The sequence below is a fragment of the Amycolatopsis keratiniphila genome, from assembly GCF_000400635.2.
Lineage (GTDB): Bacteria > Actinomycetota > Actinomycetes > Mycobacteriales > Pseudonocardiaceae > Amycolatopsis > Amycolatopsis keratiniphila.
In genome coordinates, this window is record NC_021252.1 from 7,556,881 (window position 1) to 7,577,270 (window position 20,390).

At 68.5% G+C, this 20,390-nt stretch carries 18 protein-coding genes; 6 read left to right on the forward strand and 12 right to left on the reverse strand.

Annotation, left to right across the window (positions count from 1 at the left end; translation table 11 throughout):
• Positions 1–28: 28 nt before the first annotated feature.
• Genes AORI_RS74795 through AORI_RS74810 form a run of 4 tightly spaced genes read right to left on the reverse strand, consistent with a single transcriptional unit; the run spans position 29 to position 1,665 of the window.
• Complete coding sequence (locus AORI_RS74795; RefSeq protein ID WP_016337039.1) at positions 29–772, reverse strand: WXG100 family type VII secretion target; 744 nt, start codon at positions 770–772, stop codon at positions 29–31.
• Positions 765–1,094, reverse strand: coding sequence for a hypothetical protein (locus tag AORI_RS74800; RefSeq protein WP_016337040.1), 330 nt, complete (start codon positions 1,092–1,094; stop codon positions 765–767). Before AORI_RS74800 ends, AORI_RS74795 begins: the two co-directional genes overlap by 8 nt.
• Positions 1,094–1,366: a hypothetical protein gene (locus AORI_RS74805; RefSeq protein WP_016337041.1), complete on the reverse strand. Its 273-nt coding sequence runs from the start codon at positions 1,364–1,366 to the stop codon at positions 1,094–1,096. The genes AORI_RS74800 and AORI_RS74805 overlap by 1 nt, the downstream gene beginning before the upstream one ends.
• Complete coding sequence (locus tag AORI_RS74810) at positions 1,363–1,665, reverse strand: YbaB/EbfC family nucleoid-associated protein (RefSeq protein ID WP_016337042.1); 303 nt, start codon at positions 1,663–1,665, stop codon at positions 1,363–1,365. Before AORI_RS74810 ends, AORI_RS74805 begins: the two co-directional genes overlap by 4 nt.
• Positions 1,666–2,242: 577 nt before the next feature.
• On the opposite strand from AORI_RS74810, the gene AORI_RS74815 reads away from it, so the two are divergent.
• From AORI_RS74815 to AORI_RS74825, 3 genes are all read left to right on the forward strand, one after another.
• Entirely contained in the window at positions 2,243–3,406 is a 1,164-nt protein-coding gene (locus AORI_RS74815) for an ABC transporter ATP-binding protein (protein ID WP_016337043.1), read from the forward strand.
• Positions 3,406–4,290, forward strand: coding sequence for an ABC-2 transporter permease (locus tag AORI_RS74820; RefSeq protein ID WP_016337044.1), 885 nt, complete (start codon positions 3,406–3,408; stop codon positions 4,288–4,290). Before AORI_RS74815 ends, AORI_RS74820 begins: the two co-directional genes overlap by 1 nt.
• Before the next feature lie 188 nt (positions 4,291–4,478).
• Positions 4,479–8,144, forward strand: a complete 3,666-nt coding sequence (locus AORI_RS74825; protein ID WP_016337045.1) for an ABC transporter ATP-binding protein — start codon at positions 4,479–4,481, stop codon at positions 8,142–8,144.
• A 116-nt stretch (positions 8,145–8,260) separates the two neighbouring features.
• Here the strand turns inward: AORI_RS74825 and AORI_RS74830 are convergent, their stop codons facing one another.
• Positions 8,261–8,572, reverse strand: coding sequence for a hypothetical protein (locus tag AORI_RS74830; protein WP_016337046.1), 312 nt, complete (start codon positions 8,570–8,572; stop codon positions 8,261–8,263).
• Positions 8,573–8,646: 74 nt separating this feature from the next.
• On the opposite strand from AORI_RS74830, the gene AORI_RS74835 reads away from it, so the two are divergent.
• A complete protein-coding gene (locus tag AORI_RS74835) occupies positions 8,647–9,216 on the forward strand; it encodes a DUF4291 domain-containing protein (protein WP_016337047.1) in 570 nt (189 codons plus the stop codon).
• Here the strand turns inward: AORI_RS74835 and AORI_RS74840 are convergent.
• Positions 9,213–9,479, reverse strand: coding sequence for a hypothetical protein (locus tag AORI_RS74840; RefSeq protein WP_016337048.1), 267 nt, complete (start codon positions 9,477–9,479; stop codon positions 9,213–9,215). The two genes, AORI_RS74835 and AORI_RS74840, sit on opposite strands and share 4 nt — an antisense overlap.
• Positions 9,480–9,850: 371 nt before the next feature.
• Here AORI_RS74840 and AORI_RS74845 point away from each other — a divergent pair, with 371 nt between their 5' ends.
• Entirely contained in the window at positions 9,851–13,555 is a 3,705-nt protein-coding gene (locus AORI_RS74845) for a multifunctional oxoglutarate decarboxylase/oxoglutarate dehydrogenase thiamine pyrophosphate-binding subunit/dihydrolipoyllysine-residue succinyltransferase subunit (protein WP_081809737.1), read from the forward strand.
• 76 nt (positions 13,556–13,631) lie between these two features.
• Here AORI_RS74845 and AORI_RS74850 read toward each other — a convergent pair whose 3' ends face one another.
• Positions 13,632–14,348 carry a hypothetical protein gene (locus AORI_RS74850; RefSeq protein ID WP_016337050.1) on the reverse strand — a complete coding sequence of 239 codons (717 nt, stop codon included), beginning with the start codon at positions 14,346–14,348 and terminating at the stop codon, positions 13,632–13,634.
• Between the two features lie 132 nt (positions 14,349–14,480).
• Positions 14,481–16,046, reverse strand: a complete 1,566-nt coding sequence (locus AORI_RS74855; protein ID WP_016337051.1) for a S8 family peptidase — start codon at positions 16,044–16,046, stop codon at positions 14,481–14,483.
• A 393-nt stretch (positions 16,047–16,439) separates the two neighbouring features.
• Here AORI_RS74855 and AORI_RS74860 point away from each other — a divergent pair, with 393 nt between their 5' ends.
• Positions 16,440–16,955, forward strand: a complete 516-nt coding sequence (locus AORI_RS74860; protein ID WP_016337052.1) for a GNAT family N-acetyltransferase — start codon at positions 16,440–16,442, stop codon at positions 16,953–16,955.
• A 22-nt stretch (positions 16,956–16,977) separates the two neighbouring features.
• On the opposite strand, the gene AORI_RS74865 is transcribed toward AORI_RS74860, so the two are convergent.
• Genes AORI_RS74865 through AORI_RS74880 form a run of 4 tightly spaced genes read right to left on the reverse strand, consistent with a single transcriptional unit; the run spans position 16,978 to position 20,331 of the window.
• On the reverse strand, positions 16,978–17,865 hold the full coding sequence (locus tag AORI_RS74865; protein ID WP_016337053.1) for an ABC transporter substrate-binding protein: 888 nt from the start codon (positions 17,863–17,865) through the stop codon (positions 16,978–16,980).
• An 8-nt stretch (positions 17,866–17,873) separates the two neighbouring features.
• On the reverse strand, positions 17,874–18,563 hold the full coding sequence (locus AORI_RS74870; protein WP_016337054.1) for an ABC transporter permease: 690 nt from the start codon (positions 18,561–18,563) through the stop codon (positions 17,874–17,876).
• Positions 18,560–19,243, reverse strand: coding sequence for an ABC transporter permease (locus AORI_RS74875; protein ID WP_016337055.1), 684 nt, complete (start codon positions 19,241–19,243; stop codon positions 18,560–18,562). The genes AORI_RS74870 and AORI_RS74875 overlap by 4 nt, the downstream gene beginning before the upstream one ends.
• Positions 19,243–20,331, reverse strand: a complete 1,089-nt coding sequence (locus AORI_RS74880) for an ABC transporter ATP-binding protein (protein WP_016337056.1) — start codon at positions 20,329–20,331, stop codon at positions 19,243–19,245. The genes AORI_RS74875 and AORI_RS74880 overlap by 1 nt, the downstream gene beginning before the upstream one ends.
• Positions 20,332–20,390 lie beyond the last annotated feature (59 nt).

Consider the following 20,390-nt stretch of genomic DNA (forward strand, 5'->3'; position numbering starts at 1 on the left):
ACGCGCCGAGGCGGCCGGGTTCCTCGGATCAGGCGGGTTCCGCTTCGGCCGTGTCCGGTTCGTCGGGGGTGGTGACGCCGCCTTGTGATTCACCCATCCCGGCTTCGGCAGGCAGCTTCTTGTCCTCCGGCGGGTGTTCGGGCGCCGGTTCGAGAACCCATTTGTCGGGGTTGCTCACTTCGCCCGGCAGCGTTCCCGGCGCCGGGAAGCCGAGCGCGGAGATCTCGATGGCCTTCACGTTGGCCGCGAACTCGCCCATCGTCGAGAAGGCGTTCTCGATGAGATCGGCGTAGCTGGTGACCAGATCGTTGATCGCGTCGATCACGTCGCCCGGGTTGAGAAGACTGGCACAGCCGGCGGCCGCCTTCGTGATGAACCCGATGGCCATCCCCCACGTCTCGTGCACGAAGGCGATCGTCTGGGCGAGCAGGGTGCCCACTTCTCCCAGCTTCGTGGCCGTCAGCTCGCATTCCTGGATGATCCGGTCGGTGTGGGTCTTGAACGCGTCGAACGCGCCTCCCTGCCAGTACGCGTCCAGTGAACCCAGCTTCGTGTTCAGCCCGTCGGCGACCGTGCTCGGTGTCTTCTGTGCTTCACCCCATTGCCTGGCTCGCGACGAGGGGATCGTGTGGTCGCCGAGAATGTCGCGGATCTCCTCGAGCACCACCTTCACCCCGGTGCCGACCGCGGGACCGCAGACGATGCCCACGAAATCCGCGGCGTCCTGCACGGTCGCCGCGTCATCTTCCGGATACGGCGCGGGTTCAGTCATCGTCGCTCCCCAGATAGCCGAACTGCTCGTAGTACTCGGCGTCTTGCGCCGCGTAGGTGTTGGCGACGGTGACGAGCGCGGACTCGGTGTCCTCGAAGCTCTTGATCGCCTCGCCGAGTTTCTCGACGACGAGCTTGCACGCGTCGTTGTACGCCTCGATGTATCCCGCGCCGGTGGCGAGCAGACCGAGGTCGCCCGGTTGCATCGTCAGCCCGCCGACCGTGTCCTTGAGCGTGGTCCACGATTCCACCGCGGTCTGGAACTCAGTCGCCATGTCCGCGAGCGATTCCGGGACGACCTCGTAGCCGGTTCCCTCTGCCATCAGAGCTTTCTCCGTTCGATTCGCCCGGCCCTGGCGGCCTGTTCGGCGCGCTCGATCGCCGCGAGGAGGTGGCCGCCGAGCGCGGCCGGGTTCATCGCGCGCAGCGCACGTTCGTCGAGGTCGACGGCGACCAGGTCACCGGCCTCGTCGACGTGGACCCTGCCGAGACCGGCGTCGATGTCCGCGCCGGCGAAATGCTCTTCTCGTGCGGTGGCGGCTCGGCGGTCGTCTTCCTCGTCGTCGAGGTCGTGAAGCCGCAGCAGGCCGCTCATCGGACGCCCGCCTGGATCAGCCGCCGGTATTCGGCGCGGGCCTCACGCCTGGCCTGGCCGACCACCTCGACGATGTACGCGCCGAGTTCGCCGCCGCGGCTGCGGGCGACGGCGGCACGATCGACGTGGATCCCGACGAGCCCGCCCCGATGGTCCACCTCCGCCCGCACGAGTCCCCCACGTGCCGAAGCGGTGTAGTGCCGTCCCGCCAGTTCCCCCTCGGCCTGCACGAGCGCGGCCTTGCTCCTCGCGAGCAGCGCCGCGAACTCTCTGATCTTCCGTACCGGATCGGTGTCCACCGGTCGTTCTCCCCTCGTCACCTGAACGACGACAGGATCACGCCCCGACCTTTCCCGAACCTTTCCTGACAAGTGCCCTGATCACGACCAGGCCAGGGCGCCCCGCGCCCTAGGCCGACCACCTCGCGAACCGGCGCCGACCGCACCGCGGGGGTCCGGGGGCTCGGCCCCCGGGTGATACGACGAAGCCCCACCTCGGGGAAGGTGCGCAAGCACTGACCAAGGTGGGGCAAAGGGGCTGAGGGCGGCCCGCTCGACCAGCCTGGGGGTCACTGGGAGCGGGCCGCCTCCTACATCGTAGGTAATAAGTCGCCGTCGCGCTGCATGGGGCCGCCATGTCTTCCGAATTATTTCTTCACAGACCCCTGGCGCGGTCGGTGATTTTCCGCGCTCTGCGTCGTATATCCGGTAGTCAGCGGCCATTCGGCGCAGCAGCGGGTGCACTGGAGGGCGGATCCGTCACCCGGTCGAACGTGACGAAGGTCGCTTTCGGTGGATTGACCCCTTCCTCGGGTGCGGACTCACCCCGTGAGGCAGGATGTCGCGTGATCGGCCTTCGTCAACAAAAGGGGACGGTATGCACGACGGCAGTGGCCGCATCGCGGTGCAGAACCTGAGCAAGCAGTTCGGTGCGGTCAACGCGGTCCAGAATCTGAGCTTCACGGTGGAGCCCGGTTCGGTGACCGGCTTCCTGGGGCCCAACGGGGCCGGGAAGACCACGACGCTGAGGATGCTGCTCGGGCTGGTGACGCCCACGAACGGCACGGCGACCATCAACGGGCGCCCGCACGACCAGCTGGGTAATCCGGCGCGGGTCGTCGGTTCGGTGCTGGAGAACGAGGGGTTCCACCCGGGACGCACGGCGCGGAATCACCTGCGCGTGTACTCGGCGGCGATCGGGATGCCGGATCAGCGGGTGGACGAGGTCCTGGGGCTGGTGGGTCTTTCGTCGGCGGCGGACCGCAAGGCGGGCGGGTTCTCGCTCGGTATGCGGCAGCGGCTGGCGCTGGCGACGGCGTTGCTGGGGAATCCGCAGGTGCTGGTGCTGGACGAGCCGACGAACGGGCTCGACCCCGAAGGCATCTTGTGGCTTCGGAACTTCCTGCGCGCGTACGCGCGTGAGGGGCGCACGGTGCTGGTCTCGAGCCACCTCCTGAACGAGGTGGAGCAGACGATCGACCAGGTCGTGATCATCAGCCAGGGCATGACGCGCTACAACGGCTCGCTCGACCAGTTGCGCAAGAGCAACCAGTCGCGGGTGCTGGTGCAGTCCGCCGACGCGAGCGGCCTCGTCTCGGCGTTGCAGGAGGCCGGGATCACGCAGGTCGCGCCGATGCCGGACGGCCGGGTCGCGGTCTCCGGCGCGACGGTGCAGCAGATCGGTGACGTCTCCGCGAAGGCGAGCATCGCGGTCTACGGCATGCAGGAGGAGACGGCGGATCTGGAGCGCATGTTCTTCCAGCTGACGCAGGGCCAGTACGCCGCGCCGCCGCCCGGGTTCCAGCAGGGCCCGCCGCCGGGCTACCAGGGTCCGCCTCCGGGTTATCAGGGCCCGCCGCCCGGATATCAGGGTCCGCCGCCCGGCTACGCGCCGCAGAACACCCCGCCGCCCGGTTTCGCGCCGCCGCAGCAGTTCCAGCAGCAGGGTCAGCCGCCGCAGCAACCGCAGTACCAGCAGGCGCCGCCTCAGCAGCAGGCGCAGCAGCAGGGCCAGAACGAGGGCTGGGGAGGCCAGGGCTGATGGGCAACCTGATCAAGGCGGAGTTCCGCAAGACGCTCACGCTCAAGGCGTGGTGGGCGCTGATGATCCCCGCGGTGGTCTTCGCTTTCGCGTTCGCCCTGTTCTGGGGCATGGTCACCAACGACTTCAGCGATTTCCTGGGCCGCTCGGACACCCGTGAGCTGACCGAGGCGCTCGGCATCTCGACCGGTGAGCTGCCCGTCGGCCTGCTCGCCCTCGGGCACGGCATCAACATCGGCACGATGATCCCGATCATCTTCGGTGTCTTCGCCCTCGCCGGCGAGTACACGAAGAAGACGATCACGACGACGTTCCTCACCGCCCCGAACCGGGTTTCGGCGTTGAGCGCGAAAATGATCACCTACATCGTCTGGGGCGCGATCTACGGCGTCATCATCGTGGCCGCGGCGAGCCTCGGCACCGTCATCACGGTCGACAGCCAGCGCCTGCCGACCGCCGGCCAGTGGCTGGGCGTGCTGGGCGCGGGTGTCCTCGCGACGATCCTGGCGACCCTGTTCGGTATCGGCGTCGGCGCGGTCTGGCGCAGCGTGGTCGGCAGCATCATCACGCTGACCATCTGGATGCTGGTGGTCGAGAACGTGCTGGTGTTCGTCATGTTCGGCGCCGCGGACATCACCTGGCTGGGCGGCGTCCTGCCGAACGGCACGGTGAACGGCATCGTGGGCGCCATCGGCGCGGAGGCGTTCGGCGCCGCCGGTGTGAAGGTGCCCGGCCTGCAGGACGAGACGGCGTGGGCGCTGCAGTACGCGGCCGGTGCGCCCGGCGCGTTCTCGTGGTGGGCCTCGGCGCTCATCTTCTTCGGCTGGACGATGATCTTCTTCCTGGCGGGCTGGGCCGTGAACCAGAAGAAGGACATCACGTAGGTCACACCTGCCCCACCCAAGCGCCATGAAAGGTCCTTTCCTTGCAAATTTCGCAAGGAAAGGACCTTTCATGGCGTTCGGCCCTGCGCGAACCGGCCGGTCCTGTCGGTGCGGACGCATAGGCTTGCGGAGTGACCACTGCTCCACCTCGTCCCCGTCAAGCCAGTCCGGCACGTGAGACGGCCCCGGTGCCCACCGGAGGCTGGATCCGCCGCCTGGCCGCTTCGTGCTGGAAACATCCGTGGCTCGTCGTGCTCTCGCTGGGCGCGGCGATCATCGGCGTCGGGCTCCAGGCCGCCGGCCCGCTGCTGATCCGCGAGGCGCTGGACGACGCCGTCGCGGGCGACACCTCCCGGCTCGGCCTGCTCGCCGCCGTGATGGCGCTGCTGCAGGTGCTGACGTTCGGCAACGCCTTCGCCCGCCGGTACGTCGGCGGGCGGCTGGCCCTCGACGTCCAGCACGACCTGCGCCGCCAGGTGTTCGGCGCGGTCTCGCGGCTCGACGGCGGCAAACAGGACGCGTTGCGCACCGGCCAGGTCGCCTCGCGCGCGATCTCGGATCTTCAGCTGGTCACGTCGGTCCTGATGCAGGTGCCGCTCTCGGCGGGTTCGGTGATCTTCGCGCTGCTGTCGCTGGGCGCGATGCTGTGGATGTCGCCGACGCTGACCCTGATCGCGATGGTGGTCGCCCCGGCGATCGCGATCATCATGGCGGTCAGCCGGAAGCGGCTCTTCCCGGCGACGTGGGCGGCACAGCAGCGCGCGGCCGACGTCGCACAGCAGGTCGAGGAAACCGTCACCGGCGTACGCGTCGTGAAGGGCTTCGGCCAGGAAGCGCGTGAAGTCGCGAAGCTGGAGAAGACGGCGAGGAAGCTCTTCGCCGAGCGCATGCGTGCGGCGCGGCTGTCGTCCTTGCCAACGGCCACGACGGCGGCGCTCCCCGCCGCGGGCCAGGTCGCGGTGCTGGCGGTCGGCGGCATCCTGGCGTTGAAGGGCGAAGTCAGCCTCGGCACCTTCCTGGCCTTCGCGACCTATCTGTCCATCCTGATCGGCCCCGCCCGGATGATCTCCAGCCTGGTCGTCCAGGCACAGCTGACCAGGGCGGGCGCGGAACGGGTCAACGAACTCATCGACGCGCAGCCCGACGTCGTCGACAGCCCGGACGCGCGGCCCCTGCCCGACGGCCCGCTCGGTGTCCGGCTGGAGGACGTCTCCTTCGGCTACACGCGGTCGGATCCCGTGCTCGACGGGCTCACCCTGGAGGCGCGGCCGGGCGAAACACTCGCGCTGGTCGGCACGGCCGGTTCGGGCAAGTCCACGATCTCCTTGCTGCTGCCCCGGTTCTACGACGTGCACAGCGGCTCGGTCCAGGTCGGCGACCTCGACGTCCGCGACGTCCGGCAGCACGATCTGCGCGGCGCGATCGGCGTCGTGTTCGAAGAGGCGTTCCTCTTCTCCTCGTCGGTACGCGACAACATCGCCTACGGCAGGCCGGACGCGAGCGACGAAGAGATCCGCGCGGCCGCGCGGGCGGCGGAGGCGGACGAGTTCATCCAGCGCCTCCCCGACGGCTACGACACGCTCGTCGGCGAGCGCGGTCTCACGTTGTCGGGCGGTCAGCGGCAGCGGCTCGGCCTCGCCAGGGCGCTGATGACCGATCCGCGCGTGCTGGTCCTCGACGACGCGACCTCCGCCATCGACACGGTCACCGAGGCGGCGATCCACGACACGCTGCGCTCGGTCACCGCGAGCCGGACGACCCTGCTGATCGCGCACCGCCGCTCCACCCTCGCCCTCGCCGACCGGATCGCCGTGCTCGACAAGGGCCGCGTCGTCGACGTCGGCACCGAGGAGGAGCTGCTCGCGCGTTGCCCGTTGTTCCGCGAACTCGTCGCGGGCCCGGGTGACGGCGTCGAGGAGCCGCATCGCTGCGAGGGGCTCGACTGCGGTCCCGCCGGGATCACCCCCGCCCTGTGGCCGGAGCAGGACAAGGCCGACGAGCTGTCGGGCGAACGGAAGGGCTCGGGCGGCGAATGGGACGTCGACCTGCCGCCGAGCGAGGAACTCATCGAGGGCGTCCGGAAACTGCCGCCCGCCACGGACGTCCCGCGCCTGCCGGGCACGGATGTCACCGCGCCCGAACCGAAGTTCCGCCTCGGCCGCCTGCTGAAACCGGTGCGAGGCCCGCTCGCCGTGGTGATCGGCCTGGTCGCGGCCGACGCACTGGCCACCATCGCGATGCCCGCGCTGTATCAGCACGGCATCGACAACGGTGTGCGCGCCGGCGTGGAGGCGGTGATCTGGCTGGCCGCCGGGATCGGCGCCCTGGTGATCCTCACCGACTGGCTGGTGGTCTACCTCCAGACGAAGATGACGGCGCGGGTCGGCGAGACGGTGCTGTACTCGCTGCGCGTGCGCAGTTACGCCCATCTGCAACGGCTCGGGCTCGACTTCTACGAACGCGAACTGTCCGGGAAGATCATGACCCGGATGACCACCGACGTCGACGCGCTCTCGACGTTCCTGCAGACCGGTGTCGCGCAGGCGGTGGTGAGTGCGCTGACGCTGGTCGGGATCGCGGCCGCGTTGATGATCACCGACATCGGGCTCGCGGCGTACGCGCTCGCGGTGCTGCCGATCCTCGTCGTGGCGACGGTGATCTTCCGGCGCGCGTCGTCCAAGGCGTACACCGAAGCCCGGGAACGGGTCAGTGTCGTCAACGCGGACATGCAGGAGAACGTGAGCGGGCTGCGGGTCGCGCAGGCGTACACGCGCGAAGAGCGGACGGCGGAGAAGTTCGCTTCCCGCAGCGACGAGTACCGGCGTTCGCGGCTGCGCGCCCAACGCTATGTCGCGACGTACTTCCCTTTCGCGGCAATGCTTTCCGGGCTGGCCGAGGTAGTCGTGCTGATCGTCGGCGCGAACCGGGTCGCGGCTGGCACGCTGTCGGCCGGTGTGCTGGTGGCGTTCCTGTTGTACCTCGGCCAGTTCTTCTCGCCGATCCAGCAACTGTCCTCGGTGTTCGACGGCTACCAGCAGGCGCGGGTCGGCCTGACGCGGATCGGCGATCTGCTGCGCACGCCGACTTCCGTTCCGCAGGCGGAAAACCCGGTCGCCATGCCGGAGCGCCTGCGCGGCGAGGTCTCCTTCAAGGACGTGGATTTCGCTTACACCGCAACGGACGAGCCCGCTCTTTCACAGTTCTCACTGGAGGTGGCGCCCGGCGAGACCGTCGCACTGGTCGGCGCGACGGGCGCCGGCAAGTCGACCGCGGTGAAGCTCGTCGCGCGTTTCTACGACGCGACAGGCGGCGTGGTCCGGATCGACGGGACGGACATCCGCGAGTACGACCTGGCCGCCCTGCGCACGCGAATGGGCGTGGTACCGCAGGAAGCGCATCTGTTCTCGGGAACCGTCGCGGACAATGTGCGCTACGGCAGGCCTTCCGCGACGGACGCGGAGGTCGAGGAAGCGGTCCGGTCCGTCGGCGCGCTCGACGGTGTCGCCGCGCTCCCGGCCGGTTTCCACCAGCCCGTCGGTGAACGCGGACGGTCGCTTTCGGCCGGGCAACGGCAACTCGTCGCCCTCGCCCGCGCCGAACTCGTGGACCCGGACGTTCTCCTGCTCGACGAGGCGACCGCCGCCCTCGACCCGTCCACCGAAGCCGCCGTCCTGCGCGCCACCGAACAGCTCGCGCGCCGCCGCACGACCTTCGTGGTCGCGCACCGCCTCGCCACCGCCGCCAAGGCGGACCGGATCGTGGTGCTGGACCACGGGCGGATCATCGAGCAGGGCACGCACGCGGAACTCGTCGCGGCGGGCGGCCACTATGCCCGCCTCTGGTCCCTCGGCTGACCCCGTGTCGCGCCCCCAATCACGCGTGTCGTCCGTCCAATCACGCGAGTCGCGCCCCCAATCACGCGAGTCGCGCCTTCAAGCACGTCGAACGCCACTCACGACGCCGTAGCCCCTCACCCAGCCGCGAGATCGAGCTGGAACTGCGCCCCCGGAGCCTCCGGCTCCCACCCACGCGCCAGCGCCAGCCGGATCGCCCGTTCGACGTCCGAAGGCAGCACGGCCTTCGACGGCACCCCCATGTGGTTCAACGGGTGCGCGTGATCCGTCCGGACCACCAGCACCGCACCCCGCGCGTCCTCCGATTCCACCCCGTACGAAAGGAAATACCCGCCGTCCTGTGCGTAGGTGGGCTTCCGCCGGACGATCCACCGGTAAGCGGTGTCATCGACGACGATCCGTCGCGATCCCTTGCGCAGCAATGCCATGAAGCCAGCATGAACCGGCGGGCAAGGGAATTTCGGTCGCGCACGCCCACGGCACCTGTCACGCTGACCGGGAAATGAAAGAAGAGATCCCGGCGCGGCAGATCCGCGCCCTGTACACCGAAACCACGATCCGCGTCTATCAGGCGTACGCCCCGGCCATCGCCGACGCCGCGCTGAAGGCGGGCACCTTCGTGCCGCCGTTCAAACGCGAACGCATGACCTGGATCAAGCCGTCCTTCCTCTGGATGGCATACCGCTGCGGTTGGGCCGCGAAGCCCGGCCAGAAGCGCGTACTCGCCCTCGACATCACTCGCGAGGGTTTCGCCTGGGCGCTCGACCACGCGGCGCTCAGCCACTACGACCCCAGCGTCCATCCCGACCGGAAAACGTGGCAGCACGAGGTCAAGACCAGCCCGGTCCGCATCCAGTGGGATCCGGAACGCAGCATCCGGCTCGGCCCGCTGAAGCACCGTTCGCTCCAGATGGGACTGAGCGGCGAGGCCGTCGATCGCTATGTCGACAAATGGATCACGGCGGTCACCGACGTCACCTCGGTCATGCGCGAGGTCGGCGCCCTCGTCGCGGCGAACCGCATCGAAGACGCCGAAGCGCTGCTACCCGCGGAGCGTCCGTACCCCGCTTAGGCGCGCCACTTGAGGCCGCCCATCCCGGCGACCTCGAGGTCCTGGGCCGAAGCCCAGCGGACGGTTCCCGGCCGGACGTGCACGCCGGACGCCACCGTCCAGTCCGGTTCGTCGGGCTCGACGTGCTCCATCTCCTTGAAGTCGGCGAGCGTCGGCCAGACCGCCGAGCACGAGTCGCACATCAGCACGACCTTGCCGGACTCGGTGACCAGCGGGCGCACGCGCCCCTCGTCCCAGAACGACGGGCACTCGTCCAGCCACATGGGCCGCCACCACCTCGCGGGGACCGGCGGCCGGCACGACACCGGCCGCATCCTTCACCCAGCGAACCGCCCCGACGTGAACTCCAGGCTGTCCGGGCACGACGACCCAGCCAACCTTTTCCGACGGGATAGTGACCTGACCTGCACGGACAGTGAAAGTGGTAGCAAAGGTCCCTTGCTCCCCCGAGTGGCGGCCGACGGGGCGGCGAGTGGCCTATTTTCGGTCTCTTGATCGAGACAGTGACCCATCACCTAGTGCGCCACGCCTCACACAGGCCAGTTCCATCACACGGCTGCGACCGAGGGGGTTAGCCTGGTAGGCGCATCAGCGGTGTTCAAGATCTCGAGACGGATAGAGGCGAGTCCAAGCCGTGTCCAGCAGCAGCCCTGCGTCACAATTCGGCCCCAACGAGTGGGTCGTCGAGGAAATGTACGACCAGTTCCTTGCCGACCCCAGCTCAGTCGATGCCGCCTGGCACGACTTCTTCGCGGACTTCAAGCCAACGCAGGACGCGCAGGCCAAGGCTGACGAGGCACGTCCGGCCCCCGCGGCTCCCGCCAAGGACAGCGCGGCCTCCAACGGCCAGGCCACGAAGCCGGCCCCGAAGCCCGAGCCCACCGCGAAGCAGGCAGCCCCGGCGAAGGCCGTCCCGAAGACCGAGGCGAAGCCCGCCCCGAAGGCGGCCGCCCCCAAGGCAGCGGAGAAGGCTCCCGCCAAGCCGGCCGAGAAGGACGCCGAGGCGGAGTCGAAGCAGCTCCGCGGCGCCGCGGCGGCGATCGCGAAGAACATGGACGCCTCGCTGTCCGTGCCGACGGCCACGAGTGTGCGTGCCGTCCCGGCGAAGCTGATGGCCGACAACCGCATCGTCATCAACAACCACCTCAAGCGCACGCGCGGCGGCAAGATCTCCTTCACGCACCTCATCGGTTACGCGATGGTCCGGGCGCTGAAGAACTTCCCGAACATGAACCGGCACTACCAGCTGATCGACGGGAAGCCGTTCGCGGTCACGCCGGAGCACGTGAACTTCGGTCTCGCGATCGACATGAAGGGCAAGGAAGGCGCCCGCACGCTCGTCGTGGCCTCCATCAAGGCCACCGAGAACATGACCTTCATGCAGTTCTGGCAGGCCTACGAGGAGATCGTCAAGAAGGCCCGCAACGGCAAGCTGACCGCCGACGACTTCTCCGGCACCACGATCTCGCTGACCAACCCCGGCGGTATCGGCACCAACCACTCGGTGCCGCGTCTGCAGGCGGGCCAGGGCGCGATCATCGGCGTCGGCGCCATGCAGTACCCGGCGCATTTCGAGGGCACTAGCGAGAAGGCGCTGGTCGACCTCGGCGTCTCGAAGATCATGACGCTGACCTCGACCTACGACCACCGCATCATCCAGGGCGCGGAGTCGGGCGAGTTCCTCAAGCGCATCCACGAGCTGCTGCTCGGCGAGGACGGCTTCTACGACGACGTCTTCACCAGCCTGCGCCTGCCGTACGAGCCGATCCGCTGGGTCGCCGACATCCCGGACGGCCCGGTCGACAAGACCGCGCGCGTCATCGAGCTGATCGACGCCTTCCGCATGCGCGGTCACCTGATGGCCGACACCGACCCGCTGAACTACCGGCAGCGCAGCCACGCCGACCTCGACGTCCTCTCCCACGGCCTGACCCTGTGGGACCTGGACCGCGAGTTCCCGGTCGGCGGCTTCGCCGGCCAGGAGCGGATGAAGCTGCGCGACATCCTCGGCGTGCTGCGCAACTCCTACTGCCGCACCGTCGGCATCGAGTACACGCACATCCTCGACCCCGAGGAGCGCCGCTGGATCCAGGACCGCGTCGAGATCCCGCACGAGAAGCCGGACCCCGCGGTCCAGAAGTACGTGCTCTCGAAGCTCAACGCCGCCGAGGCGTTCGAGACCTTCCTGCAGACCAAGTACGTCGGCCAGAAGCGGTTCTCGCTCGAAGGCGGCGAGACGGCGATCCCGCTGCTGGACACCATCCTCGACAAGGCCGCCGAGCACGAGCTCGACGAGGTCGTCATCGGCATGCCGCACCGCGGCCGCCTGAACGTGCTCGCGAACATCGTCGGCAAGCCGATCGCGCAGATCTTCCAGGAGTTCGAGGGCAACCTCGACCCGGGACAGGCGCACGGTTCCGGTGACGTGAAGTACCACCTCGGCGCCGAGGGCAAGTACTTCCGCATGTTCGGCGACGGCGAGACCAAGGTGTCGCTGACCGCGAACCCGTCGCACCTGGAGACCGTCGACCCGGTCCTCGAGGGCATCGTCCGCGCGAAGCAGGACATCCTCGACAAGGGTGGCGAGGGCTTCACCGTCCTCCCCGTCCTGATGCACGGCGACGCGGCCTTCGCGGGCCAGGGTGTCGTGGCCGAGACCCTGAACCTGGCGCTGCTGCGCGGCTACCGCACCGGCGGCACCGTGCACGTCATCGTCAACAACCAGGTCGGCTTCACCACCGCGCCCGAGCACTCGCGGTCGAGCCAGTACGCCACCGACGTCGCGAAGATGATCGGCTCGCCGATCTTCCACGTGAACGGTGACGACCCCGAGGCCGCGCACTGGGTGGCCAAGCTGGCCGTCGACTACCGCCAGGCGTTCCACAAGGACGTCGTGATCGACCTGATCTGCTACCGCCGCCGCGGCCACAACGAGGGCGACGACCCCTCGATGACGCAGCCGGCGATGTACGACATCATCGACACGAAGCGTTCGGTCCGGAAGACCTACACCGAATCGCTGATCGGCCGCGGCGACATCTCCGTCGAAGAGGCCGAAGCCGCGTTGCGCGACTTCTCCAGCCAGCTGGAGCACGTGTTCAACGAGGTCCGCGAGCTGGAGAAGCACCCGGCCAAGGCCAGCCCCTCGGTCGAGGAGGAGCAGCAGGTCCCGGCCAAGGTGCCCACCGCGACCACCACCGAGGTCATCGAGCACATCGGCGACGCGTTCCTCAACGTGCCCGAGGGCTTCACCCCGCACCCGCGGGTCAAGCCGGTCATGGAGCGCCGTCACAAGATGTCCCGCGAAGGCGGCATCGACTGGGCCTTCGGTGAGCTGCTCGCCTTCGGTTCGCTGGCCATGGAAGGCCGCCTCGTGCGGCTGTCCGGCCAGGACTCCCGCCGCGGCACCTTCACCCAGCGCCACTCGGTGCTGATCGACCGCAAGACCGGCCAGGAGTACTCCCCGCTGGCCAGCCTCGCCGAAAACCAGGGCCGCGTGATGATCTACGACTCGGCACTGTCCGAGTACGCGGCGGTCGGCTTCGAGTACGGCTACTCCGTGGCCAACTCCGAAGCGCTGGTCATGTGGGAAGCGCAGTTCGGTGACTTCGTCAACGGCGCGCAGACCGTCATCGACGAGTACATCTCCTCCGGCGAGGCCAAGTGGGGCCAGCTCTCCGACGTCGTGCTGCTGCTGCCGCACGGCCACGAAGGCCAGGGCCCGGACCACACCTCCGGCCGCATCGAGCGTTTCCTCTCGCTGTGCGCCGAAGGCTCGATGACCGTCGCGGTCCCGTCCACCCCGGCGAACTACTTCCACCTGCTCCGCCGCCACGCCCTCGACGGGGTCAACCGGCCGCTGGTGGTCTTCACCCCCAAGTCGATGCTGCGCAACAAGGCCGCGACTTCGCAGGTCGAGGACTTCACCGGCCAGACGAAGTTCATGTCGGTCATCGACGACGCCGTCGTCGACCCGTCGAAGGTCCGCAAGGTCCTGCTGACCTCGGGCAAGCTGTACTGGGAGCTGGTGGCCGAGCGCACGAAGCGCGAGGCGAACGACGTCGCGATCGTGCGTGTCGAGCAGTACTACCCGCTGCCCAAGAAGAAGCTGCTGGCGGCGCTGGAGCGCTACAACGGCGCTCCCGCGGTCTGGGTCCAGGAGGAGCCGGAGAACCAGGGTGCGTGGCCGTTCTTCGGCCTGAACCTGCCGCGGAAGCTCCCGGAGGTGTTCTCCAGCCTGGACGTCGTGTCGCGTCGTCCGATGGCCGCCCCGTCGGCCGGTTCGTCCAAGGTGCACGAGGTCGAGCAGAAGGCGCTGATCGCGCGGGCGTTCGACTGATCGCCTGAGTAGTACGTGAAGGCCCCCTTCACCGCGCTAGACGCGGTGAAGGGGGCCTTCACGTAGTTCGGGGAAGCTAGCCGATCGCTTCGGAGGTCGCCCTGGCCATCTTCAGGGCGTTCTCCTTGCACACGGTCTGGTTGACCGTCCCGGACGGGTCGGGGCCGGTCACGATGATCTCGCCCTCGACGTTGCCCTGATAGAACTTGATCTGGCACTGGCTCGGCGAATCGAGCTTGGTGTGCACGGCTTTGGTGGACTTCGCCATGCTGGGGATGAGCACCCCGCCATCGGTCACGGCGTTCTCGACCCCGGCCTTGGCCCAGGCCTCCCCCGCGCCCGAACCCGGCTCCTTCGACTTCGACAGGTACATCGAGACGGTCGCAGACGGCGCGTTCGGTTCCCGCCAGGAGCAGGACGAACGGGTGTAGGTGATCTCGTCGTTCGACGTGCTCGCCGGCTCCTCGCCCTTCGGGGTTTCGAGCGGCGGCAGATTCCGCACCTTGGTCCCGATCTTCTCGCAGGCGGGCATCGAGGTGTACTTGTCCGGCGGGCCGCTCTTCTTGGACGAGGTCGGTGAAGCGGTCGACGACGAGCCGGAGTCGGACAGCAGCAGGAAGGCCGCGACCCCGCCACCACCGAGCAGCACGACCGCGCCGAGGATGAGCCCGACGATGAGCCCGGTGTTCGATTTCTTGGGCGGCGGCCCGTATCCGGGCGGCGGGTACCCCGGATATCCCTGCGGCGGATACGGCTGCTGAGGTCCCTGCTGATAGGGCGGTCCGGGCTGCATGCGGAGAGGGTAAAGCCTCGCGAAGGTCCTTAGTGGACGAACGGCGCAACTGGGCGCCGAATCACTCTCCGGAGACGGGAAGGCCCCCTTCCCAGCAGGAGGAAGGGGGCCTTCACGTACTCCAGGGGTGGATCAGACGGTCAGCGACCAGCTGTTGAGCGAGCCGGTGTCGACCCGGTAGACGTCCTGGACCTTCAGCTTCCAGGCACCGTTCGCGGCCTCGGACGAGACGTTGGCGGTGTAGGTGGTGTTGATGTTGTCGGACGAGTCGTTGCTCGAGTTCTTCAGGCGGTACGAGCTGCCGTCCGGCGCGACCAGGTCGATGACCAGGTCACCGACGTAGGTGTGCGTGATGTTCACCGCGACCTTGGTGGTGGCCGAGGCGTTGCGGGCGCAGTTGGCGACCGTGATGGTGCTGGTCACCGCGGCACCGGCGTCGGGGATGGCGACGACGCCGCTGTTGGTCTGCGTGCCGCACGGGGTCGGCTCGGGGCCGGGGCCACCGCCGGTACCGGTGTAGAGCAGCACGTTCGGCGAACCGGTGCCCGGGTTGGTCACCTTGTCCTTGGTGCCGTTGGCGACCAGCGCGTCACGGACCTGCTTCGGCGTGGCCGACGGGTTGGCGGAGGCGTACAGGGCCGCCGCGCCCACGACGTGCGGGGTCGCCATCGAGGTGCCGCTGATGGTGTTGGTGCCGTTGTTCAGCCACGTCGACGTGATGCCGCTGCCCGGCGCGAAGATGTCGAGGCAGGTGCCGATGTTGGAGAAGCTCGACCGCGCGTCGGTGTTCGTCGTCGAGCCGACGGTGATGGCTTCCGGCGTACGGGCGGGCGAGGTGTTGCAGGCGTTGGCACCGTTGTCGTTACCGGCCGCGACACCGTAGGTGATGCCTGCCGCGATCGACCGCTGGACGGCCTGGTCGAGGGTCGTCGAAGCGCCGCCACCGAGGCTCATGTTCGCGACGGCGGGCTTGACGGCGTTGGCGGTCACCCAGTCGACACCGGCGATGACGCCGGCGGTCGTACCGGAACCGGAGCAGTTCAGCACGCGGACGGCGACGAGCTTGACGCCCTTGGCCAGACCGTGCGCGGTACCGCCGATGGTGCCGGCGACGTGGGTGCCGTGGCCCTGGCAGTCCGTGGCGTCGTTGTCGTTGTCGACGGTGTCACGGCCGTGGGTCGCGCGCCCGCCGAAGTCCGGGTGCGTGGTGAGGATGCCGGTGTCGACGACGTACGCGGTGACGTTGGACGCCGTGGTGCTGTAGCTGTACTTCTGGTCCAGCGGAAGGCTCTGCTGGTCGACCCGGTCCAGGCCCCACGACGGCGGGTTCAGCTGGTCCGCCGAGATCGAGACGGTCTGGTTCTGCTCCACGTAGGCGACGGCGGGGTCGGCGGCGACGCGCTTCGCCTGCTTTTCGGTCAGCGCACCGGAGAAGCCGCGGACCGAAGACGCGAAGGTCTTCTCGACCGTGCCGCCGTGGCGCTGGGTCACGCTCTTCGCGGTGGCTTCTACCGAGGAGCCGTCCTTCAGCACGACGATGTAGCTGTCCTTGATCGCCTTGTCGCTACCCGCGTTGACGATCGAACCTTCCGCCGCCGACGCGACGGTGGTGCCACCGAGCGCCGTGAGTACCGCGACGGCCGCGGCCACACCGAAGGCGGGCAGTCGTCTCTTCAAGGTTCCCAGGGAATTGTTCAAGATATTCCTCCCAGGCAGGGTCGACCCACGGACATGAAGAGGCCCGCCGGATCGTTGGGGTGAATCAGAGGTGAACCGCGTTCCACTTAGGAGCGCAGGCTGAGACTAAGTCGCGTTTTCACCCCAAGGAAGACCTTGCATTACGGACATCCCGGTAGTAATGGGCATGTCGTCGGCGCAGCTCGGGCACCGTTCAGCCCCCGCCTTTAGTCGCGTTTTGCGCCCGTACGGCCCACGAAGAATTGGGGATCCGCACATCTGGTGGTCGTTTTCCCGCCCTCCCCGCGTTTCACGCGCGTGGAAGTACACACGGATGGCCGCCTACTAAAGTCGTGACGTCGGCGGGCGGAAAACGATTTCCATCCTACCTTCGGATGGAGCACACTCGGGCGCATGCTGCTCCGACAGGAAATCCCGGCCGACCGCGAGGCGATCCACGCCGTGCATCTGGCCGCGTTCGCGAAACTCAGTGTCCCGGTGGTCGAGGCGAAACTCGTCGACGAGCTACGGGAGGACGGCGACCTGATCGGCGCACTGTCCATCGTGGCCGAACGCGACGGGAAGGTCGTCGGGCACGTCTGCTGCAGCCCGGCGAAGCTCGGCGACGACGAGAAGTCGACGGTCGGTCTCGGCCCGCTCGGCGTCCTGCCCGAGTACCACGCCTCCGGCATCGGCTCCGCGCTCGTGCACGCCGTGCTCGGCGCGGCGGACGCGCTCGGCTACGGCGCGGTGGTCCTGCTGGGCGACCCGAACTATTACTCCCGCTTCGGTTTCGTGCTCGCCGCACAGCACGGGATCACGCCGCCGGTCGCGGAATGGGCTCCGCACTTCCAGGTCCGCACCCTTCGCGCGTACACGCCGGAGCTCCAGGGCGAGTTCCGCTACTCGGCCGCCTTCGACCGCCTCTAGCCCCTCCCGCATGCCCCGGGGGTCAGGCCGGCGCGAGAAGGTTGTTCCGGCGCAGGAACTCCTCGGCGACATCGAGCGGGTTGCGCTTCTCTTCGCTGAACTGGACGTTCAGCTCGGTCAACTGGTCGGTCGTGAGCGCCGCCGAAACCCGGTTCAGCGCGTCGACCTCCTTCGGCGACAACGTCCCCTTCGCCGCGAGCGGGACGATGTTCTGCGCGGGGAACATGTTCTTGTCGTCCACCAGCGGCACGAACCCGTTGGCGGCGATCGACGACGACGTGCTGAACAGGTCGGCGACCTGGATGTCGCCGGATTTCAGCGCCGCGACGGTGACCGGGCCGCCGGTGTCGGTGGTGCGGATCTCGGCGAACTCGCAGCCGTAGAGCGACTTGATCTTGTCCTTCCAGCGGCTGCTCCACTGGCCGGGACCGCCGAAGACGAATTCCCCGCACCGCTTGCCGAGATCGGAGAAGGTCCGGATCCCCGAATCGGCGAGCTCCTTGTGCACCACCAGCAGGTCCTTGTCCTCCGCGGGCGCCTGTTCGAGGACTTCGAATCCCGGCGGCAGCTTCTGCTTCAGCTGCGCGTAGACGTCCTGCGGCGTGGTCGCCTGCGTGTCCTTGTCGAAGTAGCGCAACAGGTTCCCGCTGTAGTCCGGCACCACCGAAAGCGATTTGTCCTGGAGTGCCTTGACGACGACCTCGCGGCTGCCGACCGGCGGGCGCACGGTCACGTTCTCCGCGCCCGCGTTGCGCAGCGCGCCCGCGTAGATCTGGGCCAGCAGAAGACTTTCCCCGACATCGGACGCGCCGATGATGATGTCCCCGGTCGCACCGCCCTCGGCGCCGCCGGCGAGCGGGTTGCCACAGCTCGCCGTCAGCAAAGCGATCCCGGCGAACAGCGCCGCCATCCTCCGCCTCATACCCGCGCCTTCTTCCCGCTCGCGGCCTGTGCCAGCCGAACTCCCTTGGGCACCAGCATTCGCTGGACACCCGCCAGCGCGAGGTCCAGCGCCACGGCGAGCAACGTCGTCAGCAACGCGCCCGCGACCACCTGCGGATAGTCCAAAATGGCCAGTCCGTCGAGGAGGAACCGGCCGAGCCCGCCGAGCCCCACGTACGCGGCCACGGCGGCCGTCGCCACCAGTTGCAGCACCGAGTTCCGCACGCCGCCGAGCACCAGCGGCAGCGAGATCGGCACCTCGACCTTCCACAACCGTTGCCAGCCGGTCATTCCGATGCCCTGCGCCGCGTCGACGACGCCGTGATCGGTCGCCTGCAGGCCCGCGTACGTCCCGGCGAGGATCGGCGGGACGGCGAGCACAACGAGGCCGATGATCGTCGAGAGCTCGCTTTCGGTGAAGAGCAGGAACAGGAAGGTCACCAGGCCCAGCGTCGGCAGCGCGCGGATGGCGTTGCCGCCGCTCACCAGCAGCACCGCGCCGCGACCGGTGTGCCCGACGTAGAGGCCGAGCGGGATCGCGATGATCAGCGCGAAGACCAGCGCCAGCGCGGTGTAGCCGAGATGCTGCAGCAGCCGGGCCGGGACGCCGTCCGGGCCCTGCCAGTGGGCCGGGTCGCCGAACCAGTTCAGCACGTCGACGATCATTTCGCCCCCGCCGTGGTCGCCACCCGATCCCAGGGTGTGAGGACATTACGCAGGAGGACCAGCAGCAGGTCGACGATCAGCGCCAGCAGCAGGGTCGCGACGATCCCGACGACGATCGGCGAGAAGTACTCGCGCTGGAAGCCGTCGGTGAACAGCACGCCGAGCCCGCCGGTGCCGATCAGGGCGCCGACGCTGACCAGGCTGATGTTGCTGACCGAGGCCACCCGGACGCCCGCCGCGAGCACCGGCACCGAAAGCGGCAGCTCCACGGTGAGGAACCGGCGCGCGGGTTTGTAGCCGATCGCCGTGGCCGCGGCGACGACATGCGGCGGGACGGCGTCGAGCGCGTCCAGCACCGGGCGCACCAGGAGGGCGGCGGTGTAGACGGTGAGCGCCACGATGACGTTGACGCTGTCGAGGATCTTCGAGCCGATGATGCCCGGGATCACCACGAACAAGGCGAGCGACGGGATCGTGTACAGCAGGTTCGACAGGACGAGCAGTACGGAGCACACGGACCGGAACCGGTGGCCGAGCCAGCCCGCCAGTACCGCGATCACCAGGCCCAGCACCAGCGGGACCAGTGAGAGATAGATGTGGTCGAGCAGGTCGCCGAAGAACTGCGACCTGTTGTTGGCGCTGCCCAGGTAGCGGCCGAGCTCCGCGAAGAAGTCCCCCATCAGGAACTCGGCGACGGCGCTTCGATCACTTCGAGGACTTGCTGGGCTCTGACCACGCCGAGGACCTTCTGGTCGGCGTCCACCACCACACCGAGGCTCGCGGGCGACGAAAGCGCCGCGTCGAGCGCGCCCCGGATCGGCGATCCCTGAAGGTACAGCGAACCACCGGCGACGAGATCGGTCTCCGCGAGTTCTCCGTCCACAGTGGACTTCGGGCGCAGCCAGCCGCGTGGCTGTCCTTCGGCGTTGACCGCGACCTGCCAGTCGTCGGACGGGCCGGGGGCGGGTTTGCCGACCTCGACCCGTTTGACCTCTTCGACGACGATCCCTTCCGCCGAAAGGAAGGAAAGCCCGCGGTAGCCGCGATCCTTGCCCACGAACGACGCGACGAAATCGTCGACGGGATGCCGCAGCACCTCCGACGGCGTGCCGTACTGCGCGAGCACCCCGCCGACGCGGAGCACCGCGATCTTGTCGCCGAGCCGCACGGCCTCGTCGATGTCGTGGGTGACGAACACGATCGTCTTGCCCAGCTGCGATTGCAGGCGCAGCAGTTCGTCCTGCAGTTCCTCGCGGACGATCGGGTCGACGGCGGAGAACGGCTCGTCCATCAGAAGCACCGGCGAATCCGCCGCGAGCGCCCGCGCGACACCGACACGCTGCTGCTGGCCGCCGGAAAGCTGGGCGGGGTACCGCTTGCCGAGTTCCGCGGGCAGGCCGACGGTCTCGAGCAGTTCCGCCGCGCGCTTGCGTGCCTTGCCCTTGTCCCAGCCGGACAGCAGCGGCACGGTGGCGACGTTGTCCAGGACCGTCCTGTGTGGAAAGAGGCCGGCGTGCTGGATGACGTAACCGATGCCGCGGCGCAGGAGCGCCGGGTCGCCGTCGCTGACGTCCTTGCCGTCGAGCAGCACCGTGCCCGAAGTCGGCTCGACCATCCGGTTGATCATCCGCAGCGACGTGGTCTTGCCGCAGCCGGACGGCCCGACGAAGACGGTGATGGTGCCGTCCTCCACGGTGAGGTTCAGGTCGTCGACCGCGACCGTCCCGTCCGGATACCGCTTCGTCACGCCACGGAACTCGATAGTCACGTGTCTCTCCCCATGTCTGGTCGAAAAACCGTAGCCCAGATCCTGCCTGTTGGCACGGT

Excerpts from the sequence above, each read along its gene's own strand:
- AORI_RS74870 (WP_016337054.1), bottom strand. The coding sequence starts at position 18,563 with ATGATCGTCGACGTGCTGAACTGGTTCGGCGACCCGGCCCACTGGCAG.
- AORI_RS74800 (WP_016337040.1), bottom strand. The coding sequence starts at position 1,094 with ATGGCAGAGGGAACCGGCTACGAGGTCGTCCCGGAATCGCTCGCGGAC.
- AORI_RS74795 (WP_016337039.1), bottom strand. The coding sequence starts at position 772 with ATGACTGAACCCGCGCCGTATCCGGAAGATGACGCGGCGACCGTGCAG.
- AORI_RS74860 (WP_016337052.1), top strand. The coding sequence starts at position 16,440 with ATGCTGCTCCGACAGGAAATCCCGGCCGACCGCGAGGCGATCCACGCC.
- AORI_RS74875 (WP_016337055.1), bottom strand. The coding sequence starts at position 19,243 with ATGGGGGACTTCTTCGCGGAGCTCGGCCGCTACCTGGGCAGCGCCAAC.
- AORI_RS74815 (WP_016337043.1), top strand. The coding sequence starts at position 2,243 with ATGCACGACGGCAGTGGCCGCATCGCGGTGCAGAACCTGAGCAAGCAG.
- AORI_RS74830 (WP_016337046.1), bottom strand. The coding sequence starts at position 8,572 with ATGGCATTGCTGCGCAAGGGATCGCGACGGATCGTCGTCGATGACACC.
- AORI_RS74835 (WP_016337047.1), top strand. The coding sequence starts at position 8,647 with ATGAAAGAAGAGATCCCGGCGCGGCAGATCCGCGCCCTGTACACCGAA.
- AORI_RS74850 (WP_016337050.1), bottom strand. The coding sequence starts at position 14,348 with ATGCAGCCCGGACCGCCCTATCAGCAGGGACCTCAGCAGCCGTATCCG.
- AORI_RS74865 (WP_016337053.1), bottom strand. The coding sequence starts at position 17,865 with ATGGCGGCGCTGTTCGCCGGGATCGCTTTGCTGACGGCGAGCTGTGGC.
- AORI_RS74820 (WP_016337044.1), top strand. The coding sequence starts at position 3,406 with ATGGGCAACCTGATCAAGGCGGAGTTCCGCAAGACGCTCACGCTCAAG.
- AORI_RS74805 (WP_016337041.1), bottom strand. The coding sequence starts at position 1,366 with ATGAGCGGCCTGCTGCGGCTTCACGACCTCGACGACGAGGAAGACGAC.
- AORI_RS74840 (WP_016337048.1), bottom strand. The coding sequence starts at position 9,479 with ATGTGGCTGGACGAGTGCCCGTCGTTCTGGGACGAGGGGCGCGTGCGC.